The organism is Belnapia moabensis DSM 16746, assembly GCF_000745835.1.
Taxonomy (GTDB): Bacteria; Pseudomonadota; Alphaproteobacteria; order Acetobacterales; family Acetobacteraceae; genus Belnapia; species Belnapia moabensis.
In genome coordinates, this window is the sequence record NZ_JQKB01000009.1 from 14,773 (window position 1) to 27,766 (window position 12,994).

Here is a 12,994-nt window from a genome sequence, read left to right on the forward strand (position 1 = left end):
CCTATGACGCCGAGCCGCCGGTGCGGCGCATCACCGGGCCGCACAGGCCGAGGCCAGTATTGATCAGGGCGATATGGCTGAGCGCCTGGGGGAAATTGCCGATCAGGCGGCGGCTCGGCAGATGGTATTCCTCGGCGAGCAGGCCGACATCATTGCGGAGATCGAGCACGCGAAGGAACAGCGCGCGGGCTTCCTCGTGGCGGCCCTGCATGGCCATGCAATCGGCCAGCCAGCAGGAGCAGGCGATGAAGGCCCCCTCCTGGTCGTCGGCCCGGTCGGCATAGCGGTGGACGATGCCGCCATCGAGCAGGTGGCGCTCGATGGCAGCGATGGTGCCGGCGATGCGGGGGTCCTCGATGGGGAGGAAGCCCATGAGCGGCAGCATCAGCAGGCTCGCATCCAGCGCCTGCGCCCCGTAATACTGGACGAAATGGTCGAGCCTTGGGTCGTAGCCGCGGCGGCAGACCTCGGCATGGATCTCGTCGCGGAGGGCGGCAAGGCGGGTGAGGGCTTCCGGCTCCAGCCCGTCATCGGCATGGACCTTGAGGAAGCGGTCCACCGCGACCCAGCACATCGCCTTGGAATAGACGTGGTGCTGCGGCTCGCCGCGGCTTTCCCAGAGGCCCTGGTCGGGCTGGCGCCAGATGCGCTCGACGAACTCGATGAGGGTGCGGCCGACGCGGCGGCCATGCTCGCTGCCGTCGATGCCGGAGCGGCGGGCGAGATGGACGGTGTCGAGGATCTCGCCGAAGACGTCGAGCTGGACCTGACTGGCCGCAGCATTGCCGATGCGGACGGGGCGGGAGCCCTCATAGCCGGGCAGCCAGGGCGCCTGCCATTCCTCGAGGCAGCGGGAGCCGTCGACCCGGTACATGATACGCATCTTCTCCGGCGTGCCGCCGATGGCGCGCAGCAGCCATTGCAGCCAGTCGCGCGCCTCCTCGCGGAAGCCGGCATTCAGCAAGGCGCAGCAGGTGAAGGTGGAATCGCGCACCCAGCAATAGCGGTAGTCCCAGTTCATCCCGCCGCCCGGCTTCTCCGGCAGGCCGAGGGTCGGGGCGGCGATGAGGCCGCCGGTGCGGGGGTGGCTCAGCGCCTTCAGCGTGAGGAGGGAGCGGCGCACTGCCTCCGGCCATTCGGTCGGCTTGTCGAATTGACCTATCCAGCCCTGCCAGTAGGCGAGGGTGCGGTCGAGGGCCGCCCCGGCATCGATAGGGCCCGGCTCCGGGTCGTAGGAGCGGGCATAGCGCAGGACAAAGGGGATGGTCTCGCCGGCCGCAAGGGTGAAGCGGCCATGGGTGGTGCCCTCCGCCGTCTCGAGCGGGGCCGGGCTGTGGAGGATGACCTGGTCGGGGCCGACCACGGCATGCATGCCGTCCGGCCGCGGCGTCAGCCAGCAGGGGACGCTGCCATAGTCGAAGCGAAGGCGCAGGTCGCACTCCATCTCGACCTCGCCGCGGAGGCCGGTGAGCATGCGGACGAGCGCGGTGCCGCCCTCGGGCTTGGCCGGCATGAAGTCGGTGAGGCGGATGGCGCCGGTCGCGGTTTCGAACTCCGTCTCCAGCACCAGCGTGTCGCCCTGGTAGCGGCGGGTGACGCGCAGGGCGGGGTCGCGCGGGGCGAGGCGCCAGCGGCCATGGTCCGGGCCGCCGAGCAGTGCGGCGAAGCAGGCATCGTCGTCGAAGCGCGGCCAGCAGAGCCAGTCGATCGACCCGTCCCTCGCCACCAGCGCCGCGGTCTCGCCGTCGCCGATGAGCGCATAATCCTCGATGGGCTTTGACATGCGGCGCTGCAACCCGGAGCGGCGCCCCGGGTTGCCTGAGCGATATGGTTTGCGCCGCGCACGAAAGGAGGATGGATGGCTGGACGGCGGCATTCACCCCTGCGCAGCACATCTGCCGGCGGTGAGTGTCCCGCAATTCAAACGGGCGTCGATCGAGATGTGGCGGTGGGCCTGAGGGCCCGGCCTGGCTGACAGCTACGTCAACCGATACGGCCACACTTGCAATTGAGAATAACTCTCATTAATGGCGCTTCAAACCATTCCGGGGGTTGTTCCTTGTCCGCTCGCAGCCGCCTGCCCTTGCTTTGCCTTGGGCTGACCCATCTCGCCCTTGCCGGCCCCGCCTGGGCGCAGAGCGCCGATGATGCCGCGGTCCGCCTGCCGGAACTCTCGATCTCCGGCCGGCCGGCGCTCGGCGCCACGGAGCCCCCGCGTGGATTCGTCGCCAGCGAGGAGACCGCGGGCACCAAGGGCGCCTCCCGCCTGACCGAGGTGCCGCAATCCGTCTCGGTCGTGCCGCGGGCGACCATCGACGCGCTCCAGGCCCAGAGCCTGGGCGAGGCGGTGCGCTACCAGGCCGGGCTGCGGGCGGAGAGCTACGGGCCCGATCCACGCGCCGACTTCCTGCTGCTGCGTGGCTTCGATGCGGTGGACAACGGCTATTACCTCGACGGGCTGCGCTACAGCGTCGGCTTCGCCGCGGGCGCCTACGAGCCCTATGGCCTCGACCGCTTCGAGATCGTCCGCGGTCCGGCCTCGGTGCTCTATGGGCAAATCCAGCCGGGCGGGTTGATCAACCAGGTCTCGCGCCGGCCGACCCAGACGCCACAGGGCGAGATGCGCCTCACCGCCGGGGATTTCGGCCGGGCGCAGGCGGCAGGCACCAGCAGCGGGCCGCTCGACCGGGACGGCAAATGGTCCTACAGCCTGACCGGGCTCGGGCGGCTGGCGGACAGCCAGATCGACAAGGTGGGCAATGACCGGGCCTTCATCGCCCCGGCCATCACCTGGCGGCCGGATGAGGACACGCGCCTCACGCTGCACGCCTATTACCAGCGCGACCGCACCCAGGGCGCGCAGTTCCTGCCCTATCTGGGCACGGTGCGGGAGACGGCCTTCGGCCGCATCCCGACCCGGCGCTTCGTCGGCGAGTCGGGTTTCGACAAGTACGACATCACCCAATGGGGCATCGGCAGCGAGTTCGAGCGGCGGCTGAGCGACGCGGTGACGCTGCGGCAGAACATGCGCTGGGCGCATTCGGGGATCAATTGGCGGCAGACCGTCGGCATCGGGCTGCTGGCAGATGAGCGGACGCTCGGGCGCATCGGCTTCCTCTCGACGCCGGATATCGACCGCTTCCAGGTCGACAACCAGGCGGAGTTCCGCTTCACGACCGGCCCGGCCGGGCACCGGCTGCTGGCCGGCTTCGACTACTCGACGGTGCGGATCTCCAACCCGCAGGCCTTCGGCAGCGCGCCGAGCCTCGACGTCTTCCGGCCGGCCTATGGCTCGCCGGTGCCGCTTGCCGCGGCGGGGACGAATACGCGGCAGAACACCGCGCAATACGGGCTCTATGCGCAGGATCAGGTGCGCCTCGGCGAGCGCTGGGTGCTGACGGCGGGCGTGCGGCAGGATTGGGTGGAGAGCAGCACGCTCGACCGCATCGGCGGCGGCACGCAGCGGCAGAGCGATTCGGCGACGACGGCGCGGGTGGGGCTCGTCTATCTCGCGCCGGGCGGCTTCGCGCCCTATGCGAGCTGGTCCACCTCCTTCCTGCCCACGCCGGGAACGACTGCCGCCGGACGCGCCTTCACGCCGCGCGAGGGCGAGCAATTCGAGGTCGGCATCAAGTACCAGCCGCCGGGGCGGGACAGCTTCGTCCAGGCCTCGCTCTTCCAGATCACCCAGACGAACAGCCTGACGACGGACCCGAACAGCCCGCTCTTCCAGGTGCAGAGCGGCGAGATTCGAGTGCGGGGCGTGGAGCTGGAGGGCGTCGCGCGGCTGCCGCGTGGGCTCAGCCTCATCGGCTCCTTCACCGCGCTCGATGCGGAGATCACCAAGGGCGCGCCTGAGGAGCGCGGCAACCGCCCGGCCGGCGTGCCGGCGACGGGGGCCGGCCTCTATGCCGACCAGACCTTCGGCGAGGAGGCCGGGCGGCTGGCGGGCCTCGGCGCCGGCCTCGGGCTGCGCTTCCTCGGCAACAGCACGACGGGCAATGCGGCGCACAACGTCGTCCCCTCGGTGACGCTGGTGGATGCGGCGCTGCGCTACGACCTCTCGCGCTTCGGCAATGCCCTCGCCGGCGCGCAGCTCGCCGTCACCGCGAACAACCTGTTCGACACCGCCTATGTCGCGCGCTGCACCAGCGACACGGCGTGCTTCTACGGCAACCGCCGGACGGTGCTCGCCAGCCTGGTGAAGCGCTGGTGACCATCCGTGCCTGGTCGCGCCTGCATACCTGGTCGAGCCTGGTCTGCACCGTCTTCCTGCTGCTGCTCTGCCTGACCGGCCTGCCGCTGATCTTCCACCACGAGATCGGCCACCTGACGGGGGCCGAAGTGGAGGCGCCGGCCATGCCGGAGGGCACGCCGATGGCCGACCTCGACCGCGTCGTCGGCGCGGCCCGGGCGCAGCGGCCGGGCGAGGTGGTGCAGTACCTGATCTGGGAGGAGGACGACCCGGCCATCCTCTACTTGAGCCTGGCGCCGACCCCGACCTCGCCGCCGCAGGAGCTGCGCACGGTGGTGATCGATGCGCGCACCGCCTTGGTGCTGGACGAGCCGCGCGACGAGGGCTTCATGTACTGGATGCTCCGGCTGCACACGGACCTCTTCGCCGGCATTCCCGGCAAGCTGTGCCTCGGCGCGATGGGGCTGCTTTTCGTCATCGCCACCGTCTCGGGCGCGGTGCTCTACGGCCCCTTCGCGCGGCATGGCGAGTTCGGGACGGTGCGGCGCGGGCGGAGCGGGCGGCTGCGCTGGCTCGATCTGCACAATATCCTCGGCATCGTCACGCTGAGCTGGGTGCTGGTGGTCGGCGCGACCGGCGTCGTCAACACCTTGGCGGAGCAGGTGCTCGCGGTCTGGCGGGCGGACCAGCTGGCCGAGATGGTGGAGCCCTGGCGCGGGCAGCGGCCGGTTGTGGAGCCGGGCTCGGTGCAGGCGGCGGTGGCGGCGGCGCGGGCCGCGGCGCCGGACCGGAAACCGTTCTTCGTCGCCTGGCCGCAGACCATGTTCTCGAGCGGGCACCATTATGCCGTCTTCCTGCGCGGCGACACGCCGCTCACCCACCGGCTGCTGACCCCGGCACTGGTCGATGCCGAAACCGGGCGGCTCACCGACCTGCGCGCCCCGCCCTGGTACGTGACGGCGTTGCTGGTCTCGCAGCCGCTGCATTTCGGTGACTATGGCGGGCTCGCGCTGAAGATCGCCTGGGCGGTGCTCGACATCGCCACCATCGTCATCCTCGGCAGCGGTCTGTGGCTGTGGTGGCGCCGGCGGCGCGGGGCGGCGGCATGAGGGCGCGGCCGCGGGTGTGGCGCATCCCGGCGGTGCTGGCGGTGCTCTCCGCCGCCGCGCTGCTGGGCGGGCTGATGAGGGACGGCGTCTGGGACGCCGTCGCCAGCCTGGCCCTGGTGCTGCCGCTGCTCGTCGCCTGGTGGGCGGGGCGGCGGGTCAGAAGCCCAGGCGCGCGCGTGCCGCGCTGAGGGTGGCGCGGGCGCCCGAGGCATAGAGGGATTGCAGCCAGTGGCGGAGCGGCCCGGTGAAAGCCGGCTGCGCCGCGAGGTCGCCAAAGACGGCTTCGACCGCGAGCAGGGGGCCGGGGTCCGGGCCGCCCGCCGCCGCGCGTTCCCGCAGCAGCGGGGCGAGGGCGTGGCGGAGGGCGACCGGCCGGCCTGCCTCGTCCTCGCCACGGGCGCAGCGCATCCAGGCGGCGATGGCGAGGGCGAGGAGGTCCACCGGCTGGCCGGCGCGCAGCCGGTCGTGCAGTGGCTCCAGCACGATGTTGGGCGAACCGTCCGCGACGATGCGGCCGGGCGTGTCGCGGATGGCGGGGTTGGCGAAGCGCGCCGTCACCGAGTCCTTGTAGGCGTCGAGGTCGATGCCCGGGACGGGCGGCACGGTCGGGCCGGTCTCGCGGTCCATGACGGCGCGCATCAGCGCGGCGAGGTCGGCATCGGCCATGCAGTCGGAGACATGGGCGTGGCCGAGCAGCACGCCGAGGCCGGCGATGGTGTGGTGGCTGGCGTTCAGCAGGCGCAGCTTCATGAACTCGTAGGGGCCGACATCGGGGACGAGCTGTGCGCCCACCTCCTCCCAGGGCGGGCGACCGGCGGCGAAGCGGTCCTCGATCACCCATTGGCGGAAGGTTTCGCAGGGCACCGGCCAGCGGTCGCGGAGGCCGTGGCGGGCTTCGAGCGACTGCCGGTCCTCATCCGTGGTGCCGGGGGTGATGCGGTCCACCATGGTGGAGGGGAAGGCGGCGTTGTCCTCAATCCAGCGGGCGAGCGACGGGTCGCGCAGCGCGGCGAAGGCGAGCACGGCGTCGCGCAGGACCTGGCCATTGTGCTGGAGGTTGTCGCAGGACATCACCGTAAAAGCGGGAGCGCCGGCCTGGCGGCGGCGGCGCAGCGCCTCGGCGATGACGCCGATGGCGGAGCGCGGCGCCTCGGGGGCGACGAGGTCTGCCTGGATCAGCGGATTGGCGGGGTCGAGGCGACGGGTTGCGCGGTCGATGCAGTAGCCGTTCTCCGTCACGGTCAGGCTGACGATGCGGATGGCGGGCGCGTCCATCGCCCGCAGCAGGGCGGCGGATGATTCGCCGGCGAAGGTTAGCCCCGCGAGCGAGCCGATGACGGTGGCGCGCTCCTCGCCATCGCCCCGCTCGATCAGGGTGTAGAGCCCGTCCTGCGGCGCGAGCGCGTCCACGACCCACCGGTCGGACGACATCAGCCCGGCGCCGAGGATGCCCCAGGCGAGCGCATCGGCGTGGCGCTCCATCAGGTCGTGCGCGTAGCGGGCCATATGGGCGCGGTGGAAGTTGCCGGGGCCGAGATGAAGGATGCCGGCCGTGACGGCGGCCGGATCGTAGCAGGGGATGCGCAGGCTAGAGGGGAGGGTGCGCAGCGTGGCCCGGTTCAGTTCCATGGCGCCGTCCTTTCCTGTTGTGCGGGGATGATCGCCACGGCCGCCGCGCGGCGGAGTCTTGGCGCATCCGCCACGATCGGCAAGCGGCCGGAGGCGGTGGAATGGGCCTGCTGCGAGTTGCCTCGGGCTGCAGCGCCTGGCTGAGGTGGTGGAGCGCGCTGTCAGGGGCTGAACCCCCCTGGCGGTGCCGCGGGGCGAGGGTTATGGAGACGTATGCTGCGTGCAATCCGCCTCATCGTCCTCGGCCTGACCTTGCTGCTCGGCGGTGCCTGGGCCTATGCCTGGGTCAGCCGCGCGCCGAATCAGAGCGTCGGCGAGGCCTTCGTCGCGCTGCTCGGCGGCGCTTCGGGTGGCGGCGAGGCGGGGCCGGTCTCTTCCGGCGGGGTGCAGCTGCCGGCGGGCCTCGCCCTCGGTGGCCCCTTCAGCCTGACCGACCAGTCCGGCAAGCCGGTCACCGAGCGCGACTATGCCGGTGGGTGGATGCTGATCTACTTCGGCTACAGCTTCTGCCCGGATGTCTGCCCGACGGAACTCGGCACCATGGCGGCCGCGCTCGACCAGCTCGGCCCGGCCGGGGCGAAGGTCGTGCCGGTCTTCATCACCGTCGACCCGCAGCGCGACACGCCGGAGCACCTGACCGACTATGTGGGCCGCTTCCATCCGCGGATGCAGGGGCTGACCGGCACGCCGGAGCAGGTGGCGGAGGCGGCGCGGCGCTTCCGCGTCTACTACAGCAAGGTCCAGCGGCCGGAGATGACGGACTACCTGATGGACCATTCGAGCTTCATCTACCTGGTCGGGCCGGATGCGAAGGTCCGCAGCCTGTTCCGCCCGGAGCAGAGCCCGGAGGCTATCGCCGCTGCCATCGCCGCGCAGATCGGCCGCCCCACCGGATGAGCCAAAGCACGATTCCCGAGCCCGGGAAAATTTGTTAACCTGTTCATTGCAGCCGGTCCGCCGGCCGCGAGCGGAGACGACGCATGGCGGATGACGATTCGGATCAGGACGGCACGAGGGAGGCAGGCCGGGGCGCCGCACCGCGGCACAGCCGACGGCTGTCCGACAAGATCCTGATCGCTTTCCACCACGCCTGCGACCAAGGCGATTACGAGGTGGCGGAGCAGCTTCTCCGCATCCTCGAGATGATGCTGACCCGCCGCCCCGTTTCGCCCGACACCAACCGGCGCCGCAACATGGAAAGCCTGGTCGCGGCGCATGAGCGGCTGTGGCACCTGCGCCACCCGGACACCAACATCAGCTGATTGGGAGAGGGGCTGCGTCGCGCAGCACCGCCTCCGCCGCCGGGCTGAAGCCCTCGCCTGGCCCGTGCAGCACGAGGCCCGGGGCGATGCGTGCCGGGCCGCGCCCCTCGCGCCGGGCCTGGAGCAGCATCCGCTTGGCGGCGACGCCCTCGCGGGGCCAGAAGGGCAGCAGCAGCGTCCCGGCGCAGCCCGCCCCGGCCAGCGCGGCCATCCCGGCATCGAGCCGCGCCGCCGGCAGAATCAGGCTGAGCGTCCCCCGTCGGGCGAGCGGTGCGGCGAGGAAGCGCGCCCAATCCTCGAGCCCCGCCGCCTCGCCCGCCGCATGCGTCATCGCCTGGCGCCCGGGCTCCGGCGGCGGGGTGCCGCCCGGCCAGAAGGGCGGGTTGGCGAAGGCATGGTCGCAAGACGGCAGCCGTCGGGCCAGCGCCCGGTCGCGCACATCGCCCTCGATCACCTCGGCGGCGAGGCCGGCGGTGGCGGCATTCTCGCGCGCCAGCGCCGCCAGCCCGGCATCCCGCTCCAGCGCGATAATGCGGAGCCCCGGCACCCGCGCGGCGAGGCAGAGGAAGGCGGCCCCGCTGCCGCAGCCGGCCTCCAGCACCACCTGGCCGGGCCGGGCCGGGATGCCGGCGGCGAGCAGCACCGCATCCAGCCCCGCCCGCAGCCCCCGCCGCGGCTGCCGCAGCCGGACGCGCCCGCCGAGCAGCAGGTCCTCCGTGCAGTCCTCGCTCACCCTGCTTCCTCGCCCGCCTCCTGCAGCACGCGGCGGGCGCGCTCCCAGTCCTCCTCGGCGACGGCGAGCCGTCGGGGGAAGGCGCCGATCCCGCCTTCGATCGCGCTGATATGCTGGTCGAGCAGCACGCAGCCGATGCCGGCATCGCGCAGCAGAGCCATGAGGAAACTGAGGCGAACCGGGTCCACGCCCTGGGCGATCAGCCGCATAGTGCCGTCAAATCCTTGTTTTTCCTGCGCTTGCCGCCATCTGCCCGCATGGCTATGGTGCCGGCCGCCGCGGCGGCCCCGCCACGGCCTTTGTATTGGCGGGCGAAACGGGGCGTCCAGGCGATTCCGCCGAGAGGCCTTGCCCACCCGGAGCCAGGATTCAAGCGAAGTGGCAGCGGTTGCGCGTGCTGTGCCGGACGATTCCTCTGTGACCATGCCGGCGAGCGATGAGGGCGCCGAGGATGCGCTGACGGTGCTCACCACACTGGTCCAGGCCGATCTCGAAGCCTGCAACCGGCTGATTGTGCAACGCATGCACAGCCCGGTCGCGCTCATCCCGCAGCTTGCCGCGCATATCGTCGCCGCCGGCGGCAAGCGGCTGCGGCCGCTGCTGACCCTCGCCGCCGCCCAACTCTGCGGCTATCGCGGCGACCGCCACGTGGCGCTCGCCGCCTGCGTCGAGTTCATTCACACCGCGACGCTGCTGCATGACGACGTGGTCGATGAGAGCTCGCTTCGCCGCGGCCAGGCGAGCGCCAATGCGCTGTTCGGCAACAAGCCGAGCGTGCTGGTGGGCGACTTCCTCTTCGCCCGCGCCTTCCAGGTTATGGTCGCGGATGGCAGCCTGAAGGTGCTCGCCATCCTCTCCGAGGCCGCCGCCACCATCGCCGAGGGCGAGGTGCTGCAGCTTGCCACCCAGAACGACACAACGACGACCGAGGCGCAGTATCTAGAGGTGGTCGAAGGCAAGACCGCCGCGCTCTTCGCCGCCGCGACGCGCATCGGCGCCGTCGTCGCCGAGAGGCCGGAGGCGGAGGAGGCGGCGCTCGAGGCCTATGGCCGCAACCTCGGCATCGCCTTCCAGCTAGTGGACGATGCGCTCGACTATGCCGCGGAGCAGGAGCGTCTCGGCAAGACCATCGGCGACGATTTCCGCGAGGGCAAGATCACCCTGCCCGTGCTGCTCGCCTTCGAGCGCGGCGATGCGGCGGAGCGGAAGTTCTGGCGCCGCACGCTGGAGGAAAAGGAGCAGGGGTCGGAAGATCTCGCCCGCGCTCAGGCCCTTATCCAGCGTCATGGCGCGTTGCGCGACACCGTCGCCCGTGCCCAGGCCTATGGCGATGCGGCGCTGGAGGCGCTCGGGCATTTCGCCGACAGCCCGGTACGCCGCGCGCTGGCGGGCATTGTCGCCTTCTGCATCGCCCGGGCGCGGTAGGCCGTCAGGGACGGGCCAGGATCACTCCGGCGCCGACCAGGCATAACAGGGCGCCGAGGAGGTCCCGCCCATCGGGCGCCACGCCTTCGACCGCCCACATCCAGCCAAGCGATGCGGCGATATAGACCCCGCCATAGGCGGCGAAGGCCCGCCCCGCCGCCTCTGCCTCCACCAACGTCAGCAGCCAGGCGAAGAGGGCGAGGCTACCCATCCCTACCGCCAGCCACCAGGACGAAGCGCCGAGGCGCAGCACCGACCAGATGGCGAAGCAGCCGCCGATCTCGGCCAGCGCCGCGGCGGGATAGGCGAGAGGGGCGATCATGCTCCCCTCTCTCACAGCGCGAAGCGCGTGCCCACCAGCAGGCTCCGCCCCGGCGTGAGGAAGCCGTTCGCCGGCTCCCACCGGCTGTTGCCGAGGTTGCGCGCCTCAAGGAAAACCGCTGCCTGCTCGAAGGCCTGCCAGGTGGCGGTGAGGTTCACCAGCGTCCCGGCCGGGTTGCTGCGGGCATAGGTGTAGCTGTTGCCCCCGTTGTCATAGGAGGCGAAGGCCGCCTCCGGGCTGCGCCCGTTGAAGAGCACCGTCGGCGCGATCACCAGCTTCGGCAACGGCGCTACCCGTGCGGTGATGCTCACCACATGTTCGGGCCGCCGCGGCAGCCGCCGGTCGGTGACGGCGTCGAAGGCCTCGGTGATGGTGCAGGCAGCCGTCGTTTCGAACCAGGTGGCCGGCCGCAGCGTCAGCCCCAGCTCCACGCCATGGATGCGGGCGCGGTCGATATTCACCAGCGTGCTGAAGCCGCCATCGAAGTTGATCAGGTCCCGCACCCGGCTCTGGAAATAGGTGAAGCTCGGCGTGGCGAAGTTGGCGCGGCCGAAGGCGGGGATGTCCGTCTCGCTGCCGATCTCCCAGCCGGTGGAGCGCTCCGGCCGGAGTTCCGGATTGCCGCGGAAGAAGCCGGTGATGACGCCGAAGCGTTGATAGAGCGAGGGCGCCGCATAGCCCGTGCCCGCCGAAACCCGCAGCCGCGAGGCGATCTCCGGCACCGCCAGCACCGCGCCGACCCGCCAGGTGGTGGCGTCGGTGAAGCCCGTGGTCGCGTCGTGGCGGAGCCCCGCCGTCAGGTCGAGCCGGCCGAAGGCGCGGTATTGCAGCGTCGCATAGCCGCCCGTGCTGTGCTGGCTGGCATCCACCAGGGTCTGGAAGCCGGCGCCGCCGCTGCGGCTCCGCGCCTCCTCGCCTGTATGGGTCAGGCCGAAGCCGAGCGCCCCGTCATCGAGGGTGCCGAAGGCGGGCAGCCGCACCGTGTTGCCCCAGTCGAGCGTCGTGCGCGTGCCGCGGTAGAAGTCACGGGTGGTAGCGCTGCTGAGCCGGTCCGGCAGGTTGGAATAGGCGCGCCGGTCCTCGGTGGCGGCGACGCGCAGCCCGGTCGTCCAGGCCCCGTCGAGGAGGCGGGTCTGGCCGCGAAGCTGGCCGTAGTACCGGCGGTCCTCGCCCGAGTAATTCGGGTCGTCGTCGGGTATGTCGTCGAGGCCGGAATTAGTCTGCCGCCAGCGCAGCAGCGCCTCCACCCGGCTGCCCTCCGCCGGCGTCCAGCCGAGCCGCGCCGTGCCGAAGCCGCCGCGGAAGCCGTCCCGCTCGCCGAGCGAGCGTTCGAAGCGCGGCGCCGTGGCATTCGACCCCTCAGTCGACACCGACTGGCCGGAGACGAGGTAGTCGAAGGCGCCGACCGTGCCCGTCGCGCCAAGCCCGCTACGCAGCGTCCGCTGCGTGCCGCCGGCCAGTTCGCTATAGGGCTGGATGGCGCGGTCGGCCGGCGCCCGCCGCGTCACCAGGTTGATGACGCCGCCGACCGCCGAGGAGCCGTAGAGGGCGGAGGTCGGGCCGCGCAGCACCTTGATCCGCTCGATGTCGAAGAGCAGGTCATTGCCGAAGTTGAAGGCGCCGCTGGCCTCGGCCGGGTCGTTGAGCGGCACGCCGTCGAGCAGCACCAGCACCGCCCGCCCGGAATTGCCGCGCAGGAAGGCCGTGGTCTGCGCCCCGAGGCCACCGAGCGGCGCCAGCCTCACGCCCGGCACGGAGACCAGCGCCTCGGCGAGCGACTGGTAGCCCCGCTCCTCGATCTGCTGGCGGGTGATGACAGTGACGGCGGCGGGCACGCGTTCGGCCGGGGCCGGTATGCGGGTGCCGGTGACGATGGTGTCGGGGATAGCGGTCTGGGCGCGGGCGTGGGTGGCGAGGGCGGCCAGGCCGCTCGCCAGGAACAGGGACAGGCGTCGCATCGGGTCCTCCGAGTGCGCGTGACGACAGGGCCCCGGCCCGGCGAGCCGGATCGGGGCGGCGGACGTCGTTCCCGCAATCGGAGAGGCGCCGCGGGCCGCGGTGCCCCATGGTTCCGGTGCGCCGGTGCACCCCCGCCCGGCACGCGCGAGACAACTCTGCGTCGGCCGGTCTCCTGGCTCGCGGTGCGGGGCCTGGGCCCCCTGGGCTTTCCGCCTTCTCGCACTCCGCGGGGCGCAATGGCTTGTGGAAAGGCCTCACCGCCCACAGTTGCGAGGGCAGCCGCGGACCGGCGGGGCTGCCCCCGCCTGCCGCATTCCCGTTTCAGCCCTTGCAGGCCACCGGCGCATGCCGGCTCCCTAG

12 protein-coding genes and 1 riboswitch are annotated in these 12,994 nt (G+C 71.7%); of the genes, 6 read left to right on the forward strand and 6 right to left on the reverse strand.

The features are described from left to right. Position 1: 1 nt before the first annotated feature. A complete protein-coding gene (locus EP26_RS07755; RefSeq protein ID WP_281177072.1) occupies positions 2–1,876 on the reverse strand; it encodes a glycoside hydrolase family 15 protein in 1,875 nt (624 codons plus the stop codon). Positions 1,877–2,059: 183 nt separating this feature from the next. Between EP26_RS07755 and EP26_RS07760 the strand changes: the two genes are divergently transcribed. Genes EP26_RS07760 through EP26_RS07770 form a run of 3 tightly spaced genes read left to right on the forward strand, consistent with a single transcriptional unit; the run spans position 2,060 to position 5,492 of the window. After that, positions 2,060–4,216: a TonB-dependent siderophore receptor gene (locus EP26_RS07760; protein ID WP_169747371.1), complete on the forward strand. Its 2,157-nt coding sequence runs from the start codon at positions 2,060–2,062 to the stop codon at positions 4,214–4,216. After that, on the forward strand, positions 4,213–5,304 hold the full coding sequence (locus EP26_RS07765; RefSeq protein WP_043337606.1) for a PepSY-associated TM helix domain-containing protein: 1,092 nt from the start codon (positions 4,213–4,215) through the stop codon (positions 5,302–5,304). The genes EP26_RS07760 and EP26_RS07765 overlap by 4 nt, the downstream gene beginning before the upstream one ends. Continuing rightward, positions 5,301–5,492 (forward strand): hypothetical protein, encoded by a 192-nt coding sequence (locus EP26_RS07770; RefSeq protein WP_157033438.1) that lies wholly within the window; start codon positions 5,301–5,303, stop codon positions 5,490–5,492. The genes EP26_RS07765 and EP26_RS07770 overlap by 4 nt, the downstream gene beginning before the upstream one ends. Here EP26_RS07770 and EP26_RS07775 read toward each other — a convergent pair. Then, positions 5,461–6,933 carry a mannitol dehydrogenase family protein gene (locus EP26_RS07775; protein ID WP_043337609.1) on the reverse strand — a complete coding sequence of 491 codons (1,473 nt, stop codon included), beginning with the start codon at positions 6,931–6,933 and terminating at the stop codon, positions 5,461–5,463. The genes EP26_RS07770 and EP26_RS07775 overlap by 32 nt on opposite strands. 213 nt (positions 6,934–7,146) lie before the next feature. On the opposite strand from EP26_RS07775, the gene EP26_RS07780 reads away from it, so the two are divergent. Together EP26_RS07780 and EP26_RS07785 are read left to right on the forward strand one after the other, a co-directional pair. Continuing rightward, positions 7,147–7,830 carry an SCO family protein gene (locus tag EP26_RS07780; protein WP_043337610.1) on the forward strand — a complete coding sequence of 228 codons (684 nt, stop codon included), beginning with the start codon at positions 7,147–7,149 and terminating at the stop codon, positions 7,828–7,830. An 83-nt stretch (positions 7,831–7,913) separates the two neighbouring features. Next, positions 7,914–8,195, forward strand: a complete 282-nt coding sequence (locus tag EP26_RS07785) for a hypothetical protein (protein WP_043337613.1) — start codon at positions 7,914–7,916, stop codon at positions 8,193–8,195. Here EP26_RS07785 and EP26_RS07790 read toward each other — a convergent pair. Together EP26_RS07790 and EP26_RS07795 are read right to left on the reverse strand one after the other, a co-directional pair. Continuing rightward, a complete protein-coding gene (locus EP26_RS07790; protein ID WP_043337614.1) occupies positions 8,188–8,928 on the reverse strand; it encodes a tRNA1(Val) (adenine(37)-N6)-methyltransferase in 741 nt (246 codons plus the stop codon). The two genes, EP26_RS07785 and EP26_RS07790, sit on opposite strands and share 8 nt — an antisense overlap. Further along, complete coding sequence (locus tag EP26_RS07795; RefSeq protein WP_043337616.1) at positions 8,925–9,137, reverse strand: putative signal transducing protein; 213 nt, start codon at positions 9,135–9,137, stop codon at positions 8,925–8,927. Before EP26_RS07795 ends, EP26_RS07790 begins: the two co-directional genes overlap by 4 nt. A gap of 214 nt (positions 9,138–9,351) precedes the next feature. Here EP26_RS07795 and EP26_RS07800 point away from each other — a divergent pair, with 214 nt between their 5' ends. After that, on the forward strand, positions 9,352–10,353 hold the full coding sequence (locus EP26_RS07800; RefSeq protein WP_052388948.1) for a polyprenyl synthetase family protein: 1,002 nt from the start codon (positions 9,352–9,354) through the stop codon (positions 10,351–10,353). Positions 10,354–10,357: 4 nt separating this feature from the next. Here the strand turns inward: EP26_RS07800 and EP26_RS07805 are convergent, their stop codons facing one another. Both EP26_RS07805 and EP26_RS07810 read right to left on the reverse strand, forming a co-directional pair. After that, complete coding sequence (locus EP26_RS07805; protein ID WP_043337618.1) at positions 10,358–10,675, reverse strand: YnfA family protein; 318 nt, start codon at positions 10,673–10,675, stop codon at positions 10,358–10,360. 11 nt (positions 10,676–10,686) lie between these two features. Beyond that, entirely contained in the window at positions 10,687–12,633 is a 1,947-nt protein-coding gene (locus EP26_RS07810) for a TonB-dependent receptor plug domain-containing protein (RefSeq protein WP_043337620.1), read from the reverse strand. A gap of 146 nt (positions 12,634–12,779) precedes the next feature. Beyond that, positions 12,780–12,992: riboswitch (cobalamin riboswitch) on the reverse strand. Positions 12,993–12,994: the final 2 nt, after the last annotated feature.